Annotated in this window: 23 protein-coding genes; 13 read left to right on the top strand and 10 right to left on the bottom strand. The window is 62.6% G+C overall.

The window, feature by feature from the left end:
- Positions 1–8: 8 nt before the first annotated feature.
- Together AUL36_RS10640 and AUL36_RS10635 are read right to left on the bottom strand one after the other, a co-directional pair.
- Entirely contained in the window at positions 9–1,325 is a 1,317-nt protein-coding gene (locus tag AUL36_RS10640; RefSeq protein WP_062220352.1) for a dihydroorotase, read from the bottom strand.
- Positions 1,322–2,275: an aspartate carbamoyltransferase catalytic subunit gene (locus AUL36_RS10635; RefSeq protein ID WP_062220350.1), complete on the bottom strand. Its 954-nt coding sequence runs from the start codon at positions 2,273–2,275 to the stop codon at positions 1,322–1,324. Before AUL36_RS10635 ends, AUL36_RS10640 begins: the two co-directional genes overlap by 4 nt.
- A 154-nt stretch (positions 2,276–2,429) precedes the next feature.
- Here AUL36_RS10635 and AUL36_RS10630 point away from each other — a divergent pair, with 154 nt between their 5' ends.
- Both AUL36_RS10630 and AUL36_RS10625 read left to right on the top strand, forming a co-directional pair.
- Positions 2,430–2,948 carry a hypothetical protein gene (locus AUL36_RS10630; RefSeq protein WP_062220348.1) on the top strand — a complete coding sequence of 173 codons (519 nt, stop codon included), beginning with the start codon at positions 2,430–2,432 and terminating at the stop codon, positions 2,946–2,948.
- Positions 2,948–3,280, top strand: a complete 333-nt coding sequence (locus AUL36_RS10625) for a DUF6105 family protein (RefSeq protein ID WP_062220346.1) — start codon at positions 2,948–2,950, stop codon at positions 3,278–3,280. Before AUL36_RS10630 ends, AUL36_RS10625 begins: the two co-directional genes overlap by 1 nt.
- On the opposite strand, the gene ruvX is transcribed toward AUL36_RS10625, so the two are convergent.
- A complete protein-coding gene (gene ruvX, locus AUL36_RS10620) occupies positions 3,217–3,711 on the bottom strand; it encodes a Holliday junction resolvase RuvX (RefSeq protein WP_062220344.1) in 495 nt (164 codons plus the stop codon). The two genes, AUL36_RS10625 and ruvX, sit on opposite strands and share 64 nt — an antisense overlap.
- Before the next feature lie 97 nt (positions 3,712–3,808).
- On the opposite strand from ruvX, the gene AUL36_RS10615 reads away from it, so the two are divergent.
- From AUL36_RS10615 to AUL36_RS10585, 7 genes are all read left to right on the top strand, one after another.
- Positions 3,809–4,510 (top strand): metal-dependent hydrolase, encoded by a 702-nt coding sequence (locus AUL36_RS10615; protein ID WP_062220342.1) that lies wholly within the window; start codon positions 3,809–3,811, stop codon positions 4,508–4,510.
- A gap of 98 nt (positions 4,511–4,608) precedes the next feature.
- Positions 4,609–4,896 carry an Asp-tRNA(Asn)/Glu-tRNA(Gln) amidotransferase subunit GatC gene (gene gatC / locus AUL36_RS10610; protein WP_058598297.1) on the top strand — a complete coding sequence of 96 codons (288 nt, stop codon included), beginning with the start codon at positions 4,609–4,611 and terminating at the stop codon, positions 4,894–4,896.
- A 2-nt stretch (positions 4,897–4,898) separates the two neighbouring features.
- Positions 4,899–5,378, top strand: coding sequence for a GNAT family N-acetyltransferase (locus AUL36_RS10605; RefSeq protein WP_062220340.1), 480 nt, complete (start codon positions 4,899–4,901; stop codon positions 5,376–5,378).
- Positions 5,379–5,405: 27 nt separating this feature from the next.
- Entirely contained in the window at positions 5,406–6,887 is a 1,482-nt protein-coding gene (gene gatA / locus AUL36_RS10600; RefSeq protein ID WP_062220338.1) for an Asp-tRNA(Asn)/Glu-tRNA(Gln) amidotransferase subunit GatA, read from the top strand.
- Between the two features lie 55 nt (positions 6,888–6,942).
- Positions 6,943–8,442, top strand: a complete 1,500-nt coding sequence (gene gatB, locus AUL36_RS10595) for an Asp-tRNA(Asn)/Glu-tRNA(Gln) amidotransferase subunit GatB (RefSeq protein ID WP_062220336.1) — start codon at positions 6,943–6,945, stop codon at positions 8,440–8,442.
- A gap of 77 nt (positions 8,443–8,519) precedes the next feature.
- Entirely contained in the window at positions 8,520–8,900 is a 381-nt protein-coding gene (locus AUL36_RS10590; protein ID WP_244493523.1) for an NADH:ubiquinone oxidoreductase subunit NDUFA12, read from the top strand.
- 17 nt (positions 8,901–8,917) lie between these two features.
- The gene (locus tag AUL36_RS10585) at positions 8,918–9,328 is read left to right on the top strand and encodes a DUF2155 domain-containing protein (RefSeq protein WP_062220424.1); all 411 of its coding nucleotides are present in this window, start codon (positions 8,918–8,920) and stop codon (positions 9,326–9,328) included.
- Here AUL36_RS10585 and aat read toward each other — a convergent pair.
- The 5 genes from aat to AUL36_RS10560 all read right to left on the bottom strand — a co-directional run bounded on the left by aat (position 9,268) and on the right by AUL36_RS10560 (position 14,236).
- A complete protein-coding gene (gene aat, locus AUL36_RS10580) occupies positions 9,268–9,939 on the bottom strand; it encodes a leucyl/phenylalanyl-tRNA--protein transferase (protein ID WP_062220334.1) in 672 nt (223 codons plus the stop codon). The two genes, AUL36_RS10585 and aat, sit on opposite strands and share 61 nt — an antisense overlap.
- Before the next feature lie 7 nt (positions 9,940–9,946).
- Positions 9,947–11,299 (bottom strand): acetyl-CoA carboxylase biotin carboxylase subunit, encoded by a 1,353-nt coding sequence (accC, locus tag AUL36_RS10575; protein ID WP_058598302.1) that lies wholly within the window; start codon positions 11,297–11,299, stop codon positions 9,947–9,949.
- Positions 11,300–11,351: 52 nt separating this feature from the next.
- Entirely contained in the window at positions 11,352–11,831 is a 480-nt protein-coding gene (gene accB / locus AUL36_RS10570) for an acetyl-CoA carboxylase biotin carboxyl carrier protein (protein WP_062220332.1), read from the bottom strand.
- 237 nt (positions 11,832–12,068) lie between these two features.
- Positions 12,069–12,893, bottom strand: coding sequence for a DsbA family protein (locus tag AUL36_RS10565; RefSeq protein WP_244497100.1), 825 nt, complete (start codon positions 12,891–12,893; stop codon positions 12,069–12,071).
- Positions 12,845–14,236 (bottom strand): M48 family metalloprotease, encoded by a 1,392-nt coding sequence (locus AUL36_RS10560; RefSeq protein ID WP_192843817.1) that lies wholly within the window; start codon positions 14,234–14,236, stop codon positions 12,845–12,847. The genes AUL36_RS10565 and AUL36_RS10560 overlap by 49 nt, the downstream gene beginning before the upstream one ends.
- Before the next feature lie 102 nt (positions 14,237–14,338).
- Between AUL36_RS10560 and AUL36_RS10555 the strand changes: the two genes are divergently transcribed.
- On the top strand, positions 14,339–15,508 hold the full coding sequence (locus AUL36_RS10555) for a pyridoxal phosphate-dependent aminotransferase (RefSeq protein ID WP_062220327.1): 1,170 nt from the start codon (positions 14,339–14,341) through the stop codon (positions 15,506–15,508).
- A 59-nt stretch (positions 15,509–15,567) separates the two neighbouring features.
- Here the strand turns inward: AUL36_RS10555 and AUL36_RS10550 are convergent, their stop codons facing one another.
- Positions 15,568–18,423, bottom strand: coding sequence for an Rne/Rng family ribonuclease (locus AUL36_RS10550; protein ID WP_062220325.1), 2,856 nt, complete (start codon positions 18,421–18,423; stop codon positions 15,568–15,570).
- Between the two features lie 548 nt (positions 18,424–18,971).
- On the opposite strand from AUL36_RS10550, the gene AUL36_RS10545 reads away from it, so the two are divergent.
- From AUL36_RS10545 to prfB, 3 genes are all read left to right on the top strand, one after another.
- A complete protein-coding gene (locus tag AUL36_RS10545) occupies positions 18,972–20,153 on the top strand; it encodes an N-acetylmuramoyl-L-alanine amidase (protein ID WP_062220323.1) in 1,182 nt (393 codons plus the stop codon).
- Between the two features lie 183 nt (positions 20,154–20,336).
- Positions 20,337–22,406 carry a penicillin-binding protein 1A gene (locus AUL36_RS10540; RefSeq protein ID WP_062220322.1) on the top strand — a complete coding sequence of 690 codons (2,070 nt, stop codon included), beginning with the start codon at positions 20,337–20,339 and terminating at the stop codon, positions 22,404–22,406.
- A gap of 90 nt (positions 22,407–22,496) precedes the next feature.
- A protein-coding gene (gene prfB / locus AUL36_RS10535) for a peptide chain release factor 2 (RefSeq protein WP_156418331.1) occupies positions 22,497–23,625 on the top strand; the annotation gives its coding sequence in 2 pieces (ribosomal slippage) (positions 22,497–22,565 and positions 22,567–23,625; 1,128 coding nt in all).
- A 92-nt stretch (positions 23,626–23,717) separates the two neighbouring features.
- On the opposite strand, the gene AUL36_RS10530 is transcribed toward prfB, so the two are convergent.
- Positions 23,718–24,977, bottom strand: coding sequence for a M23 family metallopeptidase (locus tag AUL36_RS10530; protein ID WP_062220318.1), 1,260 nt, complete (start codon positions 24,975–24,977; stop codon positions 23,718–23,720).
- Positions 24,978–24,984: the final 7 nt, after the last annotated feature.

The following is a 24,984-nucleotide window of genomic DNA, read 5'->3' as shown; positions in this document are numbered from 1 at the left end:
ATCGATCCTCACACCGTTCCATCGGTTGCATCGAACACGGTTCGACCCGCGACGACCGTTCGCATTACTTCGCCCTGGAAGCGCGCATTCTCGAAGGCCGAATTTTTCGAGCGCGAACGGATTCGCGACTTGTCAAAAATAAAGGGAGCATCGAGATCCACCAAGGTGAAATCCGACGGCCGGCCGGGCATCAAGGTTCCGCGATCGAGCTTCAGAAGCGCGGCCGGTGCCGAGGTAAGGCATTCCACCACGCGCGAGAGCGACACGCGGCCCGAATGATAGAGGCGCAGGGCAGCCGGCAGCAGCGTCTCCAGACCGACCGATCCGGCCTCCGCTTCCGAGAAGGGGCGACGTTTCCCGTCGGCATCCTGCGGATCGTGGGAGGAGACGATGATGTCCAAGGCACCGTCCGCGATCCCTTCGATCATCGCCTGACGGTCGTCTTCGGAGCGCAGCGGCGGGGACAGGCGGAAGAAGGTTCGGTATTCGCCGATGTCGTTTTCGTTGAGCGACAGCGAATTGATCGAGACGCCCGCCGTCACAAGCGGGTTCTCGGCTTTGGCTCGGCGCAGAACGTCGAGGGACGGAGCGGTCGAGAGTTTGGCCGCGTGGTATCGGCAGCGCGTCAGGGCCGCCAGTCTCAAATCGCGCTCGAGCGGAATGATCTCCGCCTCGCGCGGAATGCCGGGAAGGCCGAGCCAGGAGGCGAGGAGGCCTTCGTTCATGACACCGGAGCCGGTCAGGTCGGCATCCTGCGTCTCGTGCATGAAGAGAGCGTCGAAATCTCGGATATAGGTCATGATCCGGCGGATCAGCGCGGGATCGTGCAGGGTCTTGCGCCCTTCGGTGAAGGCGGGAACACCGGCCTGCGTCAAGACACCGATCTCCGTCATCTCCTTGCCGAGCAGGCCCTTTGTCAGGGCGGCAGACGGGAAGACGTTCACGATGGCCGTTTCGCGCGCCGTGCGGCTGACAAATTGGGCCAGCGCCACGTCGTCGATCACCGGGTCGGTGTCGGGCATGGTGAGAATGGACGTGACGCCTCCGGCGGCCGCCGCACGCGAGACCGAGCGGATGGTCTCGCGGTGCTCGCCGCCGGGCTCGCCCATGAAGACGCGCGCGTCCACGACGCCCGGGATGAGGAGCAGGCCCTTGGCGTCGATGATTTCGGCGCCATCCGGGCGGCCTTGTTGACGCGCCGAAGCGCCGGCGGCACGGATGACGCCGTCTTCGGCGATCAGCGTGCCGATCTCGTCGATCCCTCGGGACGGGTCAAGAATTCGAGCGTTTTCGACAACCAGGGGAGGATGAGTGTCCGCCTTCATGCACGCATCTCCGCATGGTCTCCGACCAGCCATTCCATGACGGCCATGCGCACGGCCACGCCCATCTCGACTTGTTCCTCGATGACGCTCTGAGGCCCATCGGCAATATCGGACGCGATTTCGACGCCTCGATTCATCGGGCCGGGATGCATGACGAGCGCGTCCGGTTTGGCGCGCGCGAGTTTTTGGGCATCGAGGCCGAAGAAGCGGAAATATTCGCGGACCGAAGGCACGAAGGAGCCTTCCATCCGCTCGCGCTGAAGCCGCAGCATCATCACGACATCGGCCCCCTTCAATCCGTCTTCCATGTTTCGGAAGACCGTGACGCCCATCTGCTCGATTCCGGCCGGCAGCAGCGTCGAGGGCGCGACGACTCGGACATCCGCCCCGAGGGCATTCAGGAGAAGGATGTTGGAGCGGGCCACTCGGCTGTGCAGAACATCGCCGCAGATGGCGACGACCAGCCGCGCCACCCGGCCCTTGCGGCGTCGAATGGTGAGGGCGTCGAGAAGGGCCTGGGTCGGATGCTCGTGCGCGCCGTCGCCGGCATTCACCACCGAGCAGCCGACCTTCTGCGCGAGAAGCGCCACAGCCCCGGCCGCGTGATGCCGGACGACAAGAAGGTCCGGACGCATGGCGTTCAGCGTCATCGCTGTGTCGATGAGCGTTTCGCCCTTCTTCACCGACGAGTTGGCGACCGACATGTTCATCACGTCGGCGCCAAGCCGTTTGCCGGCCAACTCGAAGGATGCCTGCGTGCGGGTCGAGGCTTCGAAGAAGAGGTTGATCTGGGTCCGCCCTCGAAGGGCGGACTTCTTCTTGTCCCGGCCAAGGCTCACGGCGATCTCGCTCTCGGCGAGATCCATGAGCTGGTGAATATCGGGGAGCGACAACCCGGCAATGCCGAGAAGATGTCGACGGGCGAGCGGAGTGGGCGAGGGCGCTGACATGTCGAGATCCGCCTATAGGAGAAAGCCCTCGTCGCCACAAGGGAAAGCGGCTCGCAGGCGCGGCCGTTAACCCTAACAATGTCTTTCGTTTGCGTCCAACGAACGAGTGCGGGACTAACTTCGTTAAGAAAGCGCTAACGATAGGAGCCGCAGGATGACCAAGGTCGCTTCCAGTTTCGCATTGAGCCTGTGGCTGGGGTTCTACGCCGTCACCGGCTTATCCGAGCTCGCCCATCTGGCCGGCATCGACCATATCGGCTCCCAGGCGCTGGAGCCCGCGGCCGGCGGTACCGCGGCACAGTCCGCTTTCGTCGCCCTCGTGGCGTTGAGCGCGGCGGGCGTCATGGCCGCCACCTTGGCCTTCCTGCGCTCCAGCAACGTGCGTATTGCAAGGCGGGGCGAGGCGTTCGCCTTCGGTTCGATCGGTCTGGCGTCGGCGACCGTTGTGGCCGCCTATCTTTTCGGCGCACCCTTCTCCCATGTGTTCGATCGGGTGGACCTGGCCTTCTGGGCCCTCTTCCTCAGTGCCGTGGCCCTGGTGTTCGACCATGCCGTCGCGATCCGGGACGATGCGGATGACGATATGGCGTTCCGCAAGGCTCTCGCAGCCTTGGAGCGGCCATCGGATCATCGCTCGGCCATCGGCGGATCGCACGAGAAGGATCGCGGCTGATGCGCTGGCTTCTCAGCCTCTGGTTCACGCCGATCGCAATCCTTGTCACCTGGCTGGTGCTGGCCTCGCGCGATCTGAGCTTCGGCCTCTTTTTCCTGACTCGGGATTTCTACGATCTCGTTTTCTCGATCTACGCGCAGACGCTCGGGATTCCGGCCGAAGAGCTTCCGCCGCTGGTGGTTCGCGCGCTGATCGTCGATAGTGCGATCGTACTCGGCCTTTATGCTCTGCGTCATCGCAAGCGCATCCAAGCCCTCGTCATGCAGGCCTATTCGAAACTTTCGTCTTCGGCCCGCGCGGCCAGTGCGGAGAGCCTGTCGAGCGCACCCTGAAGAATGAACGACGCGGCGGCCGAGTCGATTCGCTCCGCCCGCTTCGCCCGCGACACATCCATCTCCAACATGCCGCGCTCTGCGGCGACCGTGGACAGACGCTCGTCCCAGAATGCGATGGGGCGGGCGTCGAGCTGTGTGTAGTTTCGCACGAAAGCGCGGGTCGATTGCGCACGCGGACCCTCGCTCCCATCCATGTTGAGGGGCAGGCCGATGATGACGCCGCCGCACTCGGCTTCGTCCAGAAGCTTGCGAAGGGCTGCGGCGTCGATCCCGAATTTGACGCGGCGGATGACGGGGCGGGGCGAGGCGAATCGCCAGCTGAGGTCGGAGACCGAAAGGCCGATGGTCTTGGTACCGAGATCCAGCCCGACCAAGGTCCGGCCTTCACCGACCAGCGTATTCAGCTCTTCGATGCCTACCAATGCCACCGGCTTCTCCTTGACCTGATACCGAGCGCGCTACCTAATCGCCCGCAAACACGATCCCTGGTCGAGCGGCATCGGCGAGGCGACGGAGACCCATAGCATGAAGATGACCTATTTCGGCCATTCGGCCTTTCGGATCGAAACCGGGGAGTCGGTGATTCTGATCGACCCGTTTCTGACCGGTAATCCGCACTTCAAAGGTGACGTCACTCACGCGACCGAAGGCGTGACGCATATCCTGCTCTCGCATGGTCATTCCGATCACGTGGGCGACACGATCGAGATTGCCAAGCGGACGGGAGCCAAAGTCGTCGGAACTTTCGAGCTGGTCCAGTGGCTGAAATCGAAGGGCGTCGAGCCGATCGAGCCGGCCAATACGGGCGGAACCGTGAAGTTCGGCGACTTCTCGGTGACGCTGACTCAGGCCTTCCATTCGTCAGCTTCGATCGAGGAAAACGGACGCATCACCTATCTTGGGATGCCGAACGGGTTGGTGCTTCACTTCGCCGATGGTCAAAGCGTCTATCATATGGGCGACACCGACATCTTCGGCGACATGGCCCTGATCGAAGAGTTGCACCATCCTCGGATCGGGCTGGTGCCGATCGGCGATCGTCTGACGATGGGCGCTGCGGTCGCAGCGCTCGCCTGCCGACGCTATTTCAACTTCGAGACGATTATCCCGCTGCATTGGGGAACGATGCCGATCCTCGACCCCAGCCCGGACGCGTTCATCGAAGCGATGGAGGATGAGGCGAGTCAGGTTCACTTGCCGGAGATCGGCGTTCCCTTCGACATCTGACGCCACTGTGATTTAACACCCCTGGGCCGGCCGACATTGCGTCGCGCCGGCCCTCCCGATATAGCGTTGGACGCAAGCTCTCCGCTTCAAGAGGTCCAATGTCTGTCGATACCGCCACCGTTCGCCGTGTCGCGCGCCTCGCGCGCATTGCCGTCAGCGACGAAGACGTCGCGACGATGGAGGGCGAGCTGAACGCCATTCTCGGCTTCGTTGAGCAGCTGCGCGAGGTGGATGTCACGGGCATCGCGCCGATGACCTCCGTCATCCCCATGCAGATGAAGAAGCGACAGGACGCGGTGACCGACGGTCGCAAGTCCGATGACATCGTAGCCAACGCGCCCGCGACCGAAGATCATTATTTCCTCGTTCCCAAAGTGGTCGAGTAGCCGTGTCTTTCGTTGAAATCCGCGAGGAGTCGCCGCTTCAGGATGATGTGCGCGCGCTGATCGCGGAACTCAACGAGGTGCTGCTGGCGCTGACCCCGCCTGAATTCTGCTTTCACATGACGGCCGACGAAATGGCCGAGAGGGCCACCACCGTTTGGATCGCACGTCGCGACGGCGAGGCCATCGGCTGCGGAGCGCTCAAGCGCCACGATGACCATCTGGCCGAAGTGAAGCGCATGTATGTGCGCCCTGCCGAACAGGGACATGGCATTGGCGGCGCTCTTCTGAATGAGATCGTCTCGCGTGCGGCCCAGGAGGGAAACGCTGTTTTGAAACTCGAAACCGGCGACCAACACCCCGCCGCTTGGAGAGTTTACGAGCGCGCGGGTTTCCAGCGTTGCGGTGCTTTCGCCGATTACCCGGAAAGCACTTATTCCGTTTTTTATGAGAAGCCGCTCACCGCGCGCCCTGACGCAGCCTGAGTCGCAGAACCGACCGAACAAGAGCTCATGACCGATCTCACCGCCCTTACGATCGCCGAAGCCCGAGACGCGCTGAAGGCCAAGCAGTTTTCCGCCGTCGAACTGACGGACGCTTATCTTTCTGCCATCGACGCCGCGAACGCGACGCTGAATGCCTATGTCGCGACAACGCCCGATCAGGCACGCGCGATGGCTGCGGCTGCCGACGAGCGGTTGGCCAAGGGCGAGGCGCGATCCCTCGAAGGTATCCCGCTCGGCGTGAAGGATCTGTTCGCCACCGAGGGCGTGCACACGCAGGCCTGTTCCCATATTCTGGATGGGTTCAAACCGCGCTACGAATCCACCGTCACGTCCAATCTCTGGGCGGACGGCGCGGTGATGCTTGGCAAGCTCAATATGGACGAGTTCGCCATGGGCTCCTCTAACGAGAGCAGCTATTACGGTCCCGTCATCAATCCCTGGCGCCGCAACGGCTCCGATCTCGCGCTCGTTCCAGGTGGATCGTCGGGTGGCTCGTCGGCAGCCGTAGCCGCGCGGCTTTGCGCTGGAGCAACTGCGACCGATACGGGCGGCTCCATCCGTCAGCCTGCCGCCTTCACTGCGACGGTCGGGATCAAGCCGACCTATGGCCGTTGCTCGCGCTGGGGCGTCGTCGCCTATGCGTCGTCGCTGGATCAGGCCGGGCCGGTGGCGCGCGACGTGCGCGATGCCGCGATCCTTCTGAAATCGATGGCGTCGGTCGATGCGAAGGACACGACATCGGTCGATCTTCCTGTGCCGGATTACGAGGCGGCGGTCGGTCGCTCGCTCAAGGGCCTGCGCATCGGTATTCCCAAGGAATACCGCGTCGACGGAATGCCCGCCGAAATCGAGGCGCTCTGGGCCCAAGGCATTGCCTGGGCCAAGGAGGCCGGCGCCGAGATCGTGGAAGTCTCGCTGCCGCATACGAAATATGCGCTGCCGGCTTATTACATCGTCGCCATGGCGGAGGCTTCGTCGAACCTCGCTCGATATGACGGCGTGCGTTACGGCCTCCGCGTGCCCGGCCGAGACATTGCCGATATGTACGAGCAGACTCGCGCGGCAGGTTTCGGCCGCGAGGTCAAGCGCCGCATCATGATCGGCACCTATGTTCTATCAGCCGGCTATTACGATGCCTATTATCTGCAGGCGCAGAAGGTTCGCACGCTCATCAAGCGGGATTTCGAACTGGCCTTCGAGGCAGGTGTCGATGCCCTGCTGACCCCTGCGACGCCGTCCGCAGCCTTTGCCATCAACGACCAGACGCTCGCGGCCGATCCGGTCGCCATGTATCTGAACGACGTCTTCACGGTAACCGTCAACCTGGCGGGCCTTCCGGCGATTTCCGTTCCCGCCGGCCTGTCGAGCGAGGGAACGCCGCTGGGACTCCAACTGATCGGCCGCCCCTTTGGCGAAGAAACGCTGTTCACCGCCGCGTTCGCCATCGAAAAGGCGGCCGGTCGTTTCGAGCCGAAGCGCTGGTGGTAAGCTCTCGCCGCCTCTCGTTCGCCTCTGCCGCTGATATTCTGATCCGAGTTCGCCCATGACCCTCGTCGATACCCGCACGCCCGATCCGCGAAAGTTCATCTCCGGCCTCACCGGAGACTGGGAAATCGTCATCGGCATGGAAGTCCATGCCCAGGTCCTGTCCGAGGCCAAGCTGTTTTCGGGCGCGAGCACCCAGTTCGGCTCCGAGCCCAACGACAACGTGTCGCTGGTCGACGCGGCGATGCCTGGGATGCTCCCGGTCATCAACGAGGAGTGCGTTCGCCAGGCCGTGCGTACAGGGCTCGGGCTGAAGGCGGCGATCAACAATCGCTCGGTCTTCGATCGCAAGAACTATTTCTACCCCGACCTGCCGCAGGGCTATCAGATCTCGCAGTTCAAGGATCCAATCGTCGGCGAGGGCAATGTCATCGTCTCGGTCGGGCCGGACTCCAAGGGCCAGTTCGAAGATATCGAAGTCGGCGTCGAGCGCCTGCATCTGGAACAGGATGCCGGCAAGTCGCTGCATGACCAGCATCCGACCATGTCCTTCGTGGACCTGAACCGCTCCGGCGTCGCGCTGATGGAGATCGTCTCCAAGCCGGACATGCGCTCGGCCGATGAGGCGAAGGCCTATCTGACCAAGCTGCGCACGATCCTGCGCTATCTCGGCACGTGCGACGGTAACATGGACGAAGGCTCAATGCGCGCCGACGTGAACGTGTCGGTTCGCCGGCCGGGCGGCGAATTCGGAACGCGCTGCGAAATCAAGAATGTGAACTCGATCCGTTTCGTGGGGCAGGCCATCGAGTCCGAAGCGCGTCGCCAGATCGCGCTGATCGAGGATGGCGGCACGGTCGATCAGGAAACACGGCTCTTCGACCCCGTGAAGGGCGAAACGCGGGCCATGCGCTCCAAGGAAGACGCGCATGACTATCGCTATTTCCCCGACCCGGACCTTCTGCCGCTCGAGTTCGACGATGCCTTTGTCGAAGCTTTGAAGGCGGAGCTGCCGGAGCTTCCCGATGACAAGCGACAGCGCTTGATGGACGTGGCGGGCCTGTCAGCCTACGACGCGTCGATCCTCGTTTCCGAAAAGGCGATCGCCGACTTCTTCGAAAAGACGGCGGCCGGTCGCGACGCGAAGCAGGCGGCCAACTGGGTTATCAACGATCTTCTGGGCGCGCTGAACAAGTCCGGCAAGACGATCGAGGACACGCCCGTTTCCGCCGAGCAACTCGGCGCCATTCTCGATCTCATCCGCGAGGAGGTCATCTCGGGCAAGATCGCCAAGGATCTCTTCGAAATCGTTTGGAACGAGGGCGGCGACCCGCGCGAGCTGGTGGAAAGCCGCGGCATGAAGCAGGTCACGGACACGGGAGCCATCGAGAAAGCCGTGGACGACATCATCGCCGCCAATCCGGACAAGGTGGCGCAGGCGCAGGCCAAGCCGACCCTCGCCGGCTGGTTCGTCGGGCAGGTGATGCGCGCCATGGGCGGCAAAGCCAATCCGCAGGCCGTCAACGATCTGGTCAAGGCCAAGCTCGGCCTGGAGTAAGCCCGGTTTGCGATGGACAATCCATTCGCACGCGATCATAACCCTTGCCGATGCGAGGAACGAGCCCGATGAGTAAAGTGAACCCTCTGCTCCTACAGATTTTCACCTGGTGGAACGGCCAGACGATCGGCACACGTTTCTATACGTGGCGCTTCGGCCAGCCGGTCGGCGAGGATGAACGGGGCAACCGCTTCTATCAGACGGCCGATGGCCAACGCCGCTGGGTGATCTACAAGGGAGCGGCTGAGCCGACGTCTATCGGGCCGGGTTGGCACGGTTGGATGCATCATCGCGTCGATACCCCGCCTTCCAAGGAAGATTACCGCGCGCATGGGTGGGAGCAGCCGCATCAGGAAAATCTGACAGGCACCGGCCGCGCCTATCGCCCCAAGGGCTCGCTTCTCAATACCGCCGAACGTCCGCGCGTGTCGGGCGATTACGATGCGTGGCAGCCCTGATTGGGCTGACGGACCTCATGACATCGCGCATTCTGGGCCGGCTCCTATCGGCCGGTCTCCTTACGTTGGCGCTGCTGCCCGCACCGGCATCGGCTGAACGCATCGCCAACAAAGTGGCGGTGTTTTCGGGCTTGGATAAGATCACCGGCCGTATCACGACCTTCGACGTCTATGTGAATGAGACGGTGCAGTTCGGCACGCTGCAGGTGACCCCGCGCGCCTGCTACACGCGCTCGCAGAACGAAGCGCCGAAAACCGACAGTTTCGTGGAAGTGGACGAGATCACGCTGGATCGACAGATCAGGCGGATCTTTTCCGGTTGGATGTTTGCGGACTCGCCCGGTCTCAACGCGGTCGAGCATCCTGTCTACGACGTCTGGCTCAAAGATTGCAAAACAGAGTCCAGCGTTCCAGCGCCGGCCGGATAGAAGGTCGCGTTGCGTTCCAGCGCTTCGTCCAACATGAGACGATAATCCGCGCGCGGAATTTCGGTGGCCCCGAAGCGCGAGAGATGCGCGGTGATGAATTGCGTGTCGAGCAGCGTATAGCCGCCGCGCTTCAGGCGATCCCAGAGATAGACAAGCGGGATTTTCGAGGCATCGGTACAGCGGGAGAACATACTCTCGCCGAAGAAGGCGCCGCCGAGGCTGACGCCGTAAAGCCCGCCCACCAGTTGGCCATCCATCCAGGCTTCGATGCAATGAGCATATCCCATTGCGTGTAGCGAGAGATAGAGGTCGCGAATCTGGGCGTTGATCCAGGTGTGCTCGCGGCCGGGCGCGGGCTCAGCGCATCCATCCAGAACAGCCGCAAAAGCCGTGTCGACCCGAACATCGAACGGCTGTCGTTTGATCGTCTTGATCAAGCTGCGCGGGACGTGGAACCCATCCAAAGGCAGGATGCCGCGCATGGTGGGATCGACCCAGTAGATCGAATCGTCGTCGGCATCTTCCGCCATGGGGAAGATGCCGGCCGCATAGGCTCTCAACAGGATTTCCGGCGTGAGCCGGAAATCATCGTCGCGCCGTCCGGAGGCCAAATCCGCCTCAAGCCGCCGGAGCGGATCGAGCGAGATACTGTTCCAACCAGTGAATGTCGTACTGGCCGGCTTGGATGTCCGGGTTCTCCACCAGATCCTGGAACAAGGGCAGGGTGGTCTTCACACCGTCGACGACGATCTCGTCCAAGGCACGCCGAAGACGCATCAGGCACTCATTGCGCGTGCGGCCATGAACGATCAGCTTGCCGATCAAGCTGTCGTAGAAGGGCGGGATCGAGTAGCCCTGATAGACACCCGAATCGACGCGAATGCCAAGGCCACCCGGCGCGTGATAATAGGTGATCTGCCCGGGCGATGGCGCGAAGGTTCGTGGGTCTTCCGCATTGATGCGGCATTCGATCGCGTGGCCGAGAAAGTTGATATCGGACTGCTGCACGGACAAGCCGAGGCCGGCCGCCACTCGAATCTGCTCATGCACGAGATCGAGACCGGTGATCGCCTCCGTCACGGGATGCTCGACCTGAAGGCGGGTGTTCATTTCGATGAAATAGAACTCGCCATTCTCGTAAAGGAACTCGATCGTGCCGGCACCTCGATAGCGCATTTCCGCCATGGCGTTGGCGCAGATCTCGCCGATCCGCTTGCGCTGGGCATCATCGAGAGCCGGAGAGCGCGCCTCTTCCCAGACCTTCTGATGCCGGCGCTGAAGCGAGCAGTCGCGCTCGCCCAAATGAATGGCTTTGCCCATTCCGTCGCCGAAAACCTGCACCTCGATATGGCGAGGCTTCTCCAGATATTTCTCGATGTAGACTGCGTCGTCACCGAAGGCCGCGCCCGCTTCGGAGCGGGCCGTGGCCAGAGCGACCGAGAGATCGGCCGCCGTCTTGGCCACCTTCATGCCGCGCCCACCGCCGCCAGCCGAGGCCTTGATGATGACGGGGAAGCCGATTTCCGTCGCGATCCGGGCTGCCTCGCCATCGTCCGTCACTGCGCCGGCCGAGCCGGGCACCACCGGAATGCCCAGCTTCTGGGCCGTCCGCTTGGCTTCGATCTTGTCGCCCATCACGCGGATATGGTCGGCCGTCGGGCCAATGAAGGTAATGTTGTGGGCGTCGAGAATATCGGCAAAGCGCGCGTTTTCCGACAGAAAGCCGTAACCTGGATGAACGGCGTCCGCCCCGGAGATTTCGCAGGCTGCAAGGATCTGCGGAATGTTCAGGTAGCTGTCGCGAGCGGGCGGGGGGCCGATGCAAACGCTTTCGTCCGCTAGGCGGACATGCATCGCGGCGTTGTCGGCGGTCGAGTGGACCGCGACGGTGGCGATGCCGAGCTCCTTGCAGGCGCGCAGAACGCGCAACGCGATCTCGCCACGGTTGGCGATCAGAACCTTGTTGAACATGACGGGCCTTTCATCGGTCGGCTGGGCACTGAGTGCGGGAGGCAGGATCGGCTCAGCCGATCACCACCAGCGCTTCGCCGTATTCGACGGGCTGTCCATTATCGACGCAGATGCGCTTGATCGTTCCCGAGCGCGGCGCCGGAATCTGATTCATCGTCTTCATGGCTTCGATGATCAGCAGCGTGTCCCCCTCGTTCACCGACTGGCCGATCTCGATGAAGGCTTTCGCGCCTGGTGCGGGCGAGAGATAGGCCGTACCAACCATGGGCGAGGGGACGGAGCCGACCTCGGGACCGGCGGAAGGCGCTGGTGTGCCAGGGGCGGCCGTAGGAGTGGCGGCCGGCATGGCAGGCGCGGCAACCGGCATCGGGATGCTCGCGGCGTAGCCGCCTTGGATATATTCTTTCTTGCGAGAGACCCGAATTCGAAGCTCACCCTGTTCGATTTCGATCTCCGTCAGATCGGTGTCGTTCAGAATGTCGGCGAGTTCGCGGACGAGAGACCGATCGACTTTCGTTTCCGGGTTCTGCATGGGGATCCTTCGAAATGAAATCATGGGAGGTCGCGGCGACGTCGCCGCGCAGCGGTTGCGGTGTCGATCCCGTCCAGAAAACGGCCCCGTGCTCTGGGGCTTTTCTGGTGGGGGATCGGTTCGTCTCGTTCGCATCCGCGCGCCACGTCCGGTCAGGCCGCGATCCTGTCTCCCACGGCGTATAGACCGGGGCAGGTTGCGGGAAAAGCTCCCTTTTTACGCCTTTGGCAAGGAATCTTAGCAGGACGCCTTCCCGCATTGGCGCACGTTGGCGATTTTCTGAGCCAAGGCGTCGGCTCCAACCGCGCCAGCGACCACTTCATCCCCGACGACGTAGCTGGGTGTTCCGTCGATGCCGAGGGCCATGGCCAAGGCACCGGCCTGTTGCAGTTCCGTCTGAATGCTGGAGCTCTGGAGAAGCGGCTTCAAAGCGGATGCCTCGACGCCGAAGTCTTTGGCCACTTGTAGGGCACGCGCCTCATCGACCTGTGCCTTGCTCGCCAGCAACTGGCGTTGGAACGCGCCATAGCTCTCAGGCTTCAGCGAACGAAACGCGAGGCTGACACGGCTCGCAGCCTCGGATGCAGGCCCGAGCACGGGAATTTCCTTCAGAACCACACGAAGCTTCTTGTCGCTATCGAGCAGCACTTCCATATCGCTGGCCGCGCGTTTGCAGTAGCCACAATTGTAGTCGAAGAACTCCACCAGCGTGACGTCGCTGTCCTTCGCGCCGAGCGCTGTGCCAGCGGGCGTGGATTCCAAGGCGGCTCGGGACGTTTCGATCGTTTGGCGGCGGCTATGGGTTTCCTCGGCCGTTCGTTTGGCCTCTAGAGCCTGCATCGATTCGATCAGGACTTCCGGGTGCGTCAGCAGATAGTTGCGCACGATCCCTTCGATGTCCTTGGTCTGGGCGTCATCGAACGCTTGGGCGGGGACCGCGCTCGCGACGAAAGTCAGCGCCAGAAGAAGAGAGCCGGCTCGGCGAATGCGAGTCGACGAGCGGCGTGGAGATGTCATGGACGCTTGACCTTTGTGACGAGGATATCTTGTGCCCTTCGCCATTGCGGCGAGTTCGGGCGGAATTTTTGCTGAGCGCGAGCGGCGAAGACCTTCGCGTCCTTGAAGTTGCCGGCCTCCCAGTAGCCCTCGGCGGTCGCGAGTTCTGCGTCCCCGATCTGGCCGAGCTTGCCATACGCCATGGCCAGGAAACGGTAGGCGGACGAGTTGCCGGGATCGGCTTCCAAGCCGCGCTGGATCTGGGCCACGGCGTCCTTCATCTTCTCGGGCCGGCCCCCGGTGACGATGGCTTGACCAATGGAGGCTTGAATGAGCCCGGACTTCGAAGGGTCGAGTTTGGCCGCCTTGCGGAAGGCAGCTTCGGCCTCGTTGGCGCGACCAGCGGTCATCAGAATCTCACCGCGAAATTCGTGAAACCAAGGATTATTCGGCTGCTTGACGATGAGAGCGTCGATCTTGTCGAGCGCCGCTTTCGGCGAGCCCGCCAGATGCGTTGCGATCGCGTCGCCGTAGAGGGCGGGAAGGGAGTGAAGCTGCCGTCCGAAGCTGCGACGCACCTGCGCGGCACCACCATTATAGGCGGCGATCTTGGCGCGGGCGAAATCGTGTCGCAACTGGAGGTCTGGCGAGTCTTTCTTGTCGAAGAAAGGGCTCTCGTGCGCGGCCGTCTGCAGGAAGCCGATCCGGTCCTGCGGAGCCGGATGCGAGGAAAGATAGGTGTCGCGCGAGATGCCCGCGAGCATGTTCTTGCGCATCAGCCCTTCGAAACTGTCGAGAAGACCTTTGGGAGACTGATTGGTCTTTTGGAGATAGGTGAGGGCGGAGCGGTCGGCTGTGGTTTCTTCGGTGCGCTGATAGGAGAACAATCCGCGCTGCGCGATGCCGCTTCCGCTTGTCATCAGGCCGCTGCCGAGGCCTGCGACAGCGCCCGAACCCGACGCCGCGCCCGCCGCCGCGACACCCGCACCGATCAGACCCGCGACAACGGCGATGGTCTGCGCGCGGGCAATCTGATCTCGCAGTCGCTCTTGATGGCCGCCCGCCAGATGGCCGACCTCGTGGGCAATCACGCCGATGGTCTCGTTGGGCGTTTCGGAATCGAGCAGCGTTCCCGTATTGATGAAGATACGGCGGCCCGCCACGAAGGCGTTGAAGTTGAGATCGTTGACGAGGACGATCTCGACCCGGCTCGGCGACAGCCCGGCAGCCTTCAGGATCGGCGACGCGTAGTCTCGAACGAGGCTTTCGATTTCCGCGTCGCGGACCACCGGCAGGCGACGCTGCCCGGCGGACTGAGCGAAGGATGGCGTAGCGGTCGGCATCACGCAGGAAAAGGCGAGCGCAACCGCGAGGCAGGCTGTCGACAATTGCCGGCGCCATTCTTTCATTGCGACCCTTCCCATGCTCCCCGACCGGCCCCTATGAACGGATTACAGACACCCTTTCCCTTGCCGGGAAAATAAGGCGCCTTGGCGATTGTGAGACCAGACATGTACACCAGCCGTCCCATCAAAGCATCCCGACGCTCCGAAATCGACCCGTTCCGGGCGATGGACGTTCTGGCGGAAGCGAACCGGATGACGGCAGCGGGCGTCAACGTCATTTCTCTTGCTGTCGGCCAGCCCTCCGCGCCCATACCGCCCCATGCGGCCGAAGCGGCGGAGGCGTTTCTTCGCGCCGGCCGCATCGGCTATACGGACGCTCTGGGCCGGATCGGACTGAGACGGCGCATCGCGCGCCATTACGCCGAGACCTACGGCGTCGACGTGCCGCCCGAACGAATCATGGTTACGACCGGTTCGTCGGCGGGCTTCAATCTCGCGTTCTTGACGGCCTTCGATGTCGGGGACCGTGTTGCCATCGCCAATCCGGGCTACCCCGCCTATCGCAATATCCTGAAAGCTCTTGGATTGGTGCCCGTGGAGATCCCGGTCGGCGCGGACGAGGATTACATCCTGACGGCGGAACGGCTGCTCGAAGCGCATCGCCGGGAACCGATTCATGGCGTCCTCATTGCCAGCCCTGCCAATCCGACAGGGACGGTCACCCCACGCAGCGAGTTGAAGGCGTTGCTTGAGCTCTGCGATGCGGAGGGGATCGCCTTCATCTCGGACGAGATTTACCACGGCCTGACCTATGGCGAGCGCGACACGTCCGCGCTGGAATTTTCCGACCGCGCCATCATCGTCAATTCGTTTTCGAAATATTACTGCATGACCGGCTGGCGCATCGGCTGGCTCGTCTTGCCCGCTTCGCTGGTGCGAGCCTCGGAGCGGATCGGACAAAGCCTCTATATCTCCGCGCCAGAACTCAGTCAGGTCGCGGCCGAAGCGGTATTCGAAACGCGCGATCAACTCGAAGAGATCAAGCAGACCTACATTCGCAACCGCGCGATCCTTGCGCAGCGTCTACCGTCGCTCGGATTTTCCGATATCGCTCCGATCGACGGCGCCTTCTACGCCTATGCGCGCCTTCCTGCTGGGATGGGGAGCGCGAGCGAGTTCTCGAGCCGCGTCCTCAAAAGCAGTCATGTCGCGCTGACGCCTGGGATCGACTTCGATCCGGTGGCGGGGGAGCATTTCGTGCGCTTGTCCTATGCCGGCTCCACATCCGAACTGGCGGAAGCGACCGAAAGGTTGGCGGGCTTTCTGAAGGCCTGAGAGGCGGCAAGACACTCGATGCAAAAAGGGCGGCTCGAGAGCCGCCCTTTTGGTTTCAATCAGAGGAAGCCGCGACGCGACCACCAGCCCGTGCGCTTGGGACGATCGTCCTGTTCGCTTTCTTGATCGACGCCGTTGGTCGTCAGTCGTGGACCGCGGGAGGCCTCTTCAGCCGAGTTGTCTTCGGCTTCGGTCGAGGGCGTGCTGTCCGACGGGAAGACCTCATCCAGAGGCGGGTTTCCGTCGATCAATGCGCCTGCTTCGGCTGTGGCTGCCATGACTTCGTTCTCATCCGGCACATCGCTGTTCCGGTCCGCCTCGAGTTCACCGAGCGGGCGAGCATCGAGATCGACTCCCGCCATGGCGTCGACGGCGTCCGTCATCTCCGGCTCGAACGAGCGTTCGGCCACGTCGCCAATCTCGACGGGAGCGGTCGCATCGACCTCCACCGGTTCCTCGGCAACATCGTCCGACACGACATCTGGCAAAGCTTCGTTCGAGCCAGCGCCTTCGGCGACATCCATGACCGGCGCGTCATTGGCCTCGTCCTCGCGGGTGCGACGGCCACCGCGCCGGCCACGGCGACGACGCTTGCGGCTCTTGCCATCTTCATCGTGACCTGCCGCCGCCTCGGACTCGGCATCCTCACCATCCACCTCTACGTCTGCTTCCGACGATGTGGTTTCGTCATCGGCGGCGATGTCCTCCTCGTCGGAGACGCTTTCGATATCGTTGTCCTGACCAGCGGCATCGGACTTGCGCCCGTTGCGACGACGGCGACGACGGCGACGCGAACCGTCGCGGCGATCGTCATCGGAGCCTTCCGTCTCGGTCGCGGCCTCCGTGTCGTCCATCACCTCGGCAACGATCTCGTCTTCCTCCGGCATGACCTCAATCAGATCATCCGGGGCGAGGCTGATTGGGCGAACCGGCTGGGGGCGCGGACGCTGAACCGCCTCGGCGCCGTGTTCGATCGCGATATGCTGATGGCCGTGACCTTCCACGGCTTCCAGCATGATGTGGAGCCCATAATGGGCCTCAAGTTCATCGATCGTGCGGCGCTTCTCGTTCAGAATGTAGAGCGCTGTCGCGGTCGGCACCCGGACGATGAGGTCGTGCGTCCCGTGCTTCTGGAGATGCTCTTCGACCGTGCGCAGGACATGCAGCGCCAGCGAGGACGCCGAACGAATAAAGCCGTTGCCGTTGCAGACGGGGCAGGTCTGCATGGTGGATTCGAGCACACTCGCGCGGATGCGCTGGCGGCTCATTTCCAGAAGGCCGAAATGCGAGATGCGGCCCACCTGGATGCGAGCGCGATCGTCCTTCAGGCAATCCTTCAGGCGCTTCTCGACGTTCCGGTTGTTGCGCTTCTCCTCCATGTCGATGAAGTCGATAACGATCAGACCTGCGAGATCGCGCAGGCGCAACTGGCGCGCGATCTCTTCGGAGGCCTCCAGATTGGTCTGGTAAGCGGTGTCCTCGATGGAGTGCTCGCGGGTCGAGCGGCCCGAGTTGACGTCGATCGACACCAGCGCTTCCGTCTGGTTGATGATGATGTAGCCGCCGGACTTCAGCGTCACGTTCGGCTGCACCATTTTGTCGAGCTGCGCTTCGATGCCTTGGCGCGCGAAGATCGGCGTCGGGTCCCGGTAGGGCTGCACGACCTTGGCCTGGCTTGGCATCAGCATCCGCATGAAGTCCTTGGCTTCGCGGTAGCCGGCTTCACCCGCCACAAGAACCTGATCGATGTCCTTGTTGTAGAGATCGCGAATCGAGCGCTTGATCAGGCTGCCTTCCTCGTAGACGAGGGTCGGCGCCATCGATTGAAGCGTCAGAGTGCGAACCGTCTCCCAGAGGCGCATCAGATATTCGTAGTCGCGCTTGACCTCGGCCTTGGTGCGATTGGCACCGGCCGTACGGAGGATGATGCCCATGCCGCGCGGCACGTCGAGATCGCGCACGACATCCTTCAGCCGCTTGCGATCCGCAGCGTTGGTGATCTTGCGCGAAATTCCGCCGCCTCGCGCCGTGTTCGGCATGAGAACCGAATAGCGGCCCGCCAGCGAGAGATAGGTCGTCAGCGCGGCGCCCTTGGAGCCGCGTTCCTCCTTGACCACCTGAACGAGCAGAATCTGGCGGCGACGGATAACTTCCTGAATCTTGTAGTTCTTGCGAGGAGCGCGGGTGCGAACCGGCACCTCTTCCATCGCGTCTTCGCTGCCGAGATCGTCGATCTGTTCCGCCTCGTCCTCGCCGGACGGCGCATCGTCGTCCGACCCACGCGTGCGACGGCGCGGCCGACGCCGGCGATTACCATCCTTCTGCGTTTCGTCAGAGGCTACAGGCTCTGCGGGCTGCTCGCCCGAATCCTCTTCGTCGGACGTGTCGGCGCTCTCGGATGCGGAGCTGTCCTCGCCATCCGTTTCGCCGTAATTGCCGACCTGGGCCGAGCCCACCTCGGAGATTTCCTCCTCGGTATCAGGGACGTCCTCGATGCCGGAGACGTTTTCCGAGACGCTGTCGTCACCCGCGTCAGCGGCTTTCGCCTCCATTTCACGCGAGCGGCGCGAGCGCGCGCGACTGTCTCGGGCGGATTTGCGTTCGGTTTCTTCTTCTTCCTCGGCCGCGCGGGCGAGTTCGTCCTCGATCAAGGCCTGACGATCCGCCACAGGGATCTGGTAGTAGTCGGGATGGATCTCGCTGAAGGCGAGGAAGCCATGCCGGTTTCCGCCATATTCGACAAAGGCGGCCTGCAGCGACGGCTCGACCCGTGTCACCTTCGCGAGATAGATATTGCCCTTGATCTGCTTCTTGTGTTCGGACTCGAAATCGAATTCTTCGATCCGGTTACCCTTGACGACGACGACCCGGGTTTCTTCCGGATGCGACGCATCGATCAACATCTTGTTTGCCATGAAATCTCAACTCCGAGACCCGGAGCCTGCCGAACGATCCGGCGGATAACGCCGGTTGAAAGATCGGAAAGGGCGGGCCGGCAGGTGCCGAGCGGTTTGCAAACAGCATGGTCCCGGTCAAAGGATGCTTCGCCTGCCCAATCTGGCGGCGGTCTATCCGGGATGAAAACACTGCTGACGACACGCGCTCGCGACCTGCAATAAATGGGTGGCCGTTTCATCGGCCGATGAAAGACATGCAGCCAACCTGACGGCCGTCCCGCATGATGGAAGTCCGTCGAGACTGTCTCGAACGGAGAAAATTTGTCGAAGGCTCGTCACGATCGATCGCTGGTTCGGTCGGGCCTCGCGTCTCGGCTCGGAGACGAGATCTCGTCTTTCCGATCGGTCGCGAAGCCGTTCCGCAATCGACGCGGTAGCCTCACTTCTGCTTTTATGGCGTGGGACGCGCCTAAACAAGTGCCAGGCCTCTCCAGAGGGCAGTTCCTACCCATGTTCGTCGCCTAGAACCGGCTCAACTTGCCGCCAGACCCCCGGTTGCCAACTGCATGTCTCAAACTCTTCGTTGCCTTGCGGTGCTTTTTCTTCTGTTCGTTACCGGTTTGCTGCCAGCGCAAGCGGCCGACCCCTCCGTCATTACGGCGATTCGACTGACGTCGGTGGATGAGGGCGACGACGTGGAGATCGAGTTGGACGGTGCGGCGCAGCCCGATCTTCTGACGCTCAAGTCGCCCTATCGATTGGCGCTGGATTTCGACGCCACGCTCTCGGCGGCCGCAGCGCCGATTACGAAAGGCGCGCATTGGGTGCGGGGGGTGAAGCAGGGGCTGGTCGCCGCCGATCGCTACCGATTGCTTCTCGAACTCAATAGTGCGGTCAAACCGAAGCTCACGTCTCGACAGGAGGATGGGCGAACGCTGATCCTCCTGACGCTGCGCAAAGGCCGGGAGGCGGATTTCGTGGTGCCGGCGAAAGCCCGCGAGGCGTCCGTCGCGGATCACGTTGAGCCGCGCCGGGCGTCCGATCCTTTCGTCATCGTCATCGATCCGGGCCATGGGGGAATCGATCGCGGGGCGACCGGCGAGAAGGGTACGGAAGAGAAGGCCGTCAATCTCGCGTTCGGTCTCGCCCTTCGCGACGCGCTCTCGGCTTATCCCAATATCAAAGTGCTGATGACGCGCGAGGACGACACGTTCATTCCCTTGAACGAGCGGGCGGCCATTGCCCGCCGGGCGAAGGCGGGCCTTTTCGTCTCGCTCCATGCCGACTCGATCCGTTACAAGGATCTGCGGGGGGCGACCGTTTATACCCTTTCGGAGAAGGCGTCGGACGGCTTGGCGCGCGAACTGGCAGATAGCGAAAACTCCGCCGATCGTTTTGCTGGCGCCGAATGGGACCAGGACGCTCCGGAAATCCATGACATCCTCGTGGACCTCGTTCGACAGGAGACCGAGGGCTTCTCGGAGCATTTCGCCCTCGGGCTGGTAGCGCAATTGAAGGACGGCGGCGTTCGCCTGATCAACAATCCCAAGCGGTCGGCCGGTTTTCGCGTTCTGCGAGCCCCCGATGTGCCGTCGGTCTTGGTCGAGATGGGATACCTTTCCAACGAACAGGAGGAGAAACTCCTGACCTCGCCCGACTGGCAGAAGAAGGTCGCGTCCATTTTGGCGCGGTCGATCGAGGCGTTTTCCCGGCATCGCTCGATCGTGGATCAACGCAGCGCGAATTGACGCGAGCGTTCCACGTGGCGCAATTGCCACAGCTAACACGCATTGGCGCCTCGCAACATCGGGGCGCCTCATTTATGAAGGAAGTCCAAACTCCCGGCCATGTCGCGCACTCGCGGGTTCGGGACCGCGCGACCCGGTCGCGTGCTGTTCGGGCGAATCCAGAATGCAGGCGATAGGGTCACGATGATCAAGCTGCTCGGCTATTTCTTCGGCATCGGGTCGGTGCTCGCGCTGATCGGGGCGGGTGGCGTCGGCGTCTATGTCGCCAAGATGAGCGAAGACCTGCCGGACTATCAGGTTCTGGAGAAATACGAGCCGCCAGTGATGACGCGCATCCACGCAGCCGCGTCCTTGTCCTATTTCGACAAGTCCGTGAACGAGCTGGAAATCCAAGAGGTCGCCTACCTCGCGGCTCTGCCCAAGGCGCCTGAAAACTACAATCCGTTCCGAAACCCGAACGAGGCGTTGGCGCGCCGCAATTGGGTTATCCAGCGCATGGCCGAGAACGGCTTCATCACGCAGGACGAAGCCAATAAGGCCATCGCGAAGCCGCTTGGGATCAAGACGCGCTCCAACAACGCCTACGTGCCATCGGCGGAATATTTCACCGAAGAGGTTCGGCGCGACATCATCTCGCGCTATGGCGTGAACGCCCTCTACGAAGGTGGTCTCTCGGTGCGGACCACGATCGATCCGCATATGCAGGTCGAGGCGCGCAAGGCGCTGCAACATGCCCTCGTCCAATACGACCAGGCCAAGGGGTTCCGGGGGCCGGTCAAAACCATCGAACTCGGCAATGACTGGGGCACACCGCTGGGTGAGATCGAAGGCCTGTCGGACGTTCCCGAATGGCAGCTCGCGGTGGTTCTGACCACGGATGCGAACTCGGTGAGCATCGGCCTCCAGCCTGACAAACTGCCCTCGGGCCGGCGCGGTCCGGAGCGCGAGATCGGCACGATCGCGCTATCGGACATGCGCTGGGCGCTCTCGATGGTCGAGGGCGGTCGGCGCGCCTCGGTGAAGACCGCCGATCGGGTGCTTCAACGCGGCGATGTCGTCTATGTCGAGAAGAAGGGCGATGGCAGCGAATACCGCCTGCGTCAGCCGCCTCGCGTACAGGGCGCGCTGGTTGCGATGGACCCGCATACGGGTCGCGTTCTCGCCATGGTCGGCGGATTCTCCTATGCCCAGTCCGAATTCAACCGTGCAACGCAAGCCTATCGCCAACCTGGCTCGTCGTTCAAGCCGATCGTCTATGCGGCCGCGCTCGACAATGGCTACACGCCGGCGTCCGTCATTCTCGATGCGCCGATCTCGATCCCGAACGGGACGGGCGGTTTCTGGGAGCCGAAGAATTATGGTGGCGAGTTCGCCGGTCCATCGACGCTTCGCACAGGCATCGAGAAAAGCCGCAATCTCATGACCGTTCGCCTCGCGCAGGACATGGGCATGAAACTCGTGGCCGAATATGCGGAGCGATTCGGCATCTACGACAAGATGATGCCCTATCTCCCGATGGCGCTCGGTTCCGGCGAAACGACAGTCATGCGCATGGTCTCGGCCTATTCGGTGATGGCGAATGGCGGGCGGTCCATCGAGCCCTCCCTGATCGACCGGGTGCAGGACCGCTATGGGCGCACCGTCTACAAGCATGACAACCGCAAGTGCGATCAGTGCAATGACGCGGCCTGGTCCGATCAGCCCGAACCCGAACTGATCGATGATCGCCAGCAGGTTCTCGATCCCATGACCGCCTATCAGATCACCTCGATGATGGAAGGCGTGGTCCAGCGCGGCACGGCGACCGTCGTCAAGGAACTGGGCGTGCCTGCGGCCGGTAAGACGGGGACGACCAATGACGAGAAGGATGCTTGGTTCGTTGGCTTCACCCCGAACCTCGTGACAGGCGTCTATCTCGGCTACGACAACCCTCAGCCCTTGGGCCATGGCGGAACCGGTGGCGGTTTCGCGGCGCCGGTCTTTGTCGACTTCATGAAGGATGCGATCGCCGGCAAGCCCGTCGCCGATTTCCGTATTCCCGAGGGAATGACGCAGGTTGCCGTCGACAGGCGGACCGGCATGGCGGCCGACCCCAATTCCAAGGATGCGATCATCGAGGCGTTCAAGCCCGGCACGGGCCCGTCCAACGTCTATCAGGTGATCGGCGAAGGGGGCGGCGGCTCGGTCGCCTCGCAGCCGCTGCCGGCCGAGGCGCAGCAGGCGATCGTGTCAGGCGCGGGCGGTCTGTTCTAAACCGCTTTTGTGTCAGCTTTACAGGGCGTGACGTGGTGCCTATGGTCCGCGTCATTCCAACCCTTTTCATTGTAAACGAGGGAGAGCGGCGTGCGAGCCGAGATCCAATCCATTGTCGACGAAATCCAGCAGGCCGTAAGCCTGCTGAGGAGGCATCTTTGACTGGGATCAGTCCCTTCGAGAACTCGATCGGCTGAACGCGGCCGCCGAAGACCCGTCCATCTGGAACGATCCGCAGGAGGCTCAGCGCCTCATGAAGGAGCGCCAGCGTCTGGACTCGGGCATCAACGGCATTCTCGCGATCGAACGCGGTCTTCGCGACAACGTCGAACTCATCGCCATGGGCGACGAGGAAGGTGACGAGTCAATCGTGACCGAGGCCGAGGCCGGTATTCGCGCGCTTCAGAAGGAAGTCGCCGAACGCCAGATCGAGACGCTTCTGTCCGGCGAAGTTGACGGCAACGACACCTATGTCGAAATCCATTCCGGCGCAGGTGGCACCGAAAGCCAGGACTGGGCCTCCATGCTCCTTCGCATGTATATGCGCTGGGGCGAGCGGGCGAAGCTGAAGGTCGAAGTGCTGGAACAGCATTCGGGAGAAGAAGCGGGCATCAAGTCCGCGACCATTCTTCTGAAGGGCCACAACGCCTATGGCCGCATGAAGGTTGAGTCCGGCGTGCATCGTCTCGTGCGCATCTCGCCGTACGACAGTCAGGCGCGGCGGCACACCTCCTTCGCTTCGGTCTGGGTTTATCCGGTCGTCGACGATTCGATCGAAATCGATGTCAGCGAAGCCGATGTTCGCATCGACACCTATCGCGCCTCGGGTGCGGGTGGTCAGCACGTCAATACGACCGACTCGGCGGTGCGTATCACACATCTGGCGACCGGGATCGTGGTGCAGTGTCAGAGCGAGCGCTCGCAGCACAAGAACCGCGCCACGGCCTGGAACATGCTTCGTGCCCGCCTCTACGAGGAGGAGCTGCGAAAGCAGGAAGAAAAGGCCAACGCCGCCGCCGCCTCCAAGACCGACATCGGCTGGGGGCACCAGATCCGGTCCTACGTTCTCCAGCCCTATCAGCTGGTGAAGGATCTGCGGACCGGCAGGGAAAGCACGGCACCGCAACAGGTGCTGGACGGCAGTCTGGATGACTTCATCGAAGCCGCGCTCGCGCAGCGTGTTTTCGGTGGTGACGTCGAAGTCGCCGACATCGACTAATATCACCTCGGGCGATGCGGTAACGCGTCGCTCATCTCTCTGAACCTCCGTTCGGCTGTGCCGGACGGAGGTTTTTTGCAAATTGCGATAACTCAGAGTTTGGCGAGCTTGCGTCCGACGCGAATATATCGCTCTGGATCGACCGGTGTTTCATCCGTCCGCACTTCGTAATGAAGATGCGAGCCCGTGCTTCGACCGGTGCTCCCGACGCGTCCGACGATCTGCCCGGCTTTGATCGCCGAACCACTGGCAACGTCGATTTCGGAGAGATGCGCGTAGCGCGTGCTGAACCCGTTGCCATGGTCGATTTCGACCATCATTCCATACCCGCCAGCCTCGCCGGCCGACACGACCTTGCCGCTCGCGGTGGCTCTGACCAGAGTGCCGGTCGGAGCTGCCAGATCAACGCCGCTGTGCAGCGCCGCGCGTCGAAAAAACGGATCGGACCTCACGCCGAAGGTCGATGTGACCCGTGCGCCGGGCAGCGGGTCGGCCAGGGGTACGCGGGCCGATTTGGTTTTCAGCCGGCCGTAGGTCTGCAAGGCCTGATCCAGAAGGTTGAGACTGTTCGAGAAAGACAGCTCGCCGTCGGCCGGAATGTAGGGGCCGCCGATGGCGGGTTTCGTCTCCTCGACCCGGATGCCCACCGACCCTAGAACCTCTGCCAGGTGATCGGCGCGGGACCGCGTTGTCCGGGCCAGTTCGGCGATCGTCGAGGTCTGCTCGTCGCTGACCATGTCTACCGATTTTCGAATCGTCGGCAGAACGAGGCCCGCGATCTCGCTGACATCCTCATGCCGCAGGGACAAAGCGCTAATGTCTTCGGGATGCCGTGTTGGGATGGTTGGGGATGAACTGTTTGGCGCGGTGGGAAGGGCCGATGGCTCTCGGCCGGCTGCCGATGCGTCATCCGACGCGGCATTGGGGCTCGCCTTCGTCAGGATGCCCATGTCCCGCGCTTTTTCGAGCAAGGGCTGAAGCTGCTCGAACCGTCCAGTCAGTTCCACCTGTTGGGTCAGAAGCGCTTTCACCTGCGCCGACACGGTTTCGCGAACCTTCGTCTGCCCAGTCTTCAGACGGTCGATCTCGGTGCGGAGTGTTGCCATGCGCTCTTCGTAAGCGTTCGTCATGCGCGTTTCGCGAGCGAGCAGGGCGCGAACGATATTGTCGTTAAAGAAGAAGAGGCCGCCGAACACGAGGCAGCCGATGAGGGCGCCAATGCCAAGGCCTGCAATCGATGCGGCTACCCAGGTGCGAACGGTCCAACGTTGACCGAGGCTGCCACGCGATATGATGATCGTCCGCGCGGCAGCTCCGCTGCCGAAAACGTTCCCTTGGCTTGAGGGTGCCATCCGCCTC

This window comes from Aureimonas sp. D3, from assembly GCF_001463805.1.
Classification (GTDB): Bacteria; Pseudomonadota; Alphaproteobacteria; order Rhizobiales; family Rhizobiaceae; genus Aureimonas; species Aureimonas ureilytica_A.
This window is presented reverse-complemented; position numbering and strand designations above follow the sequence as displayed.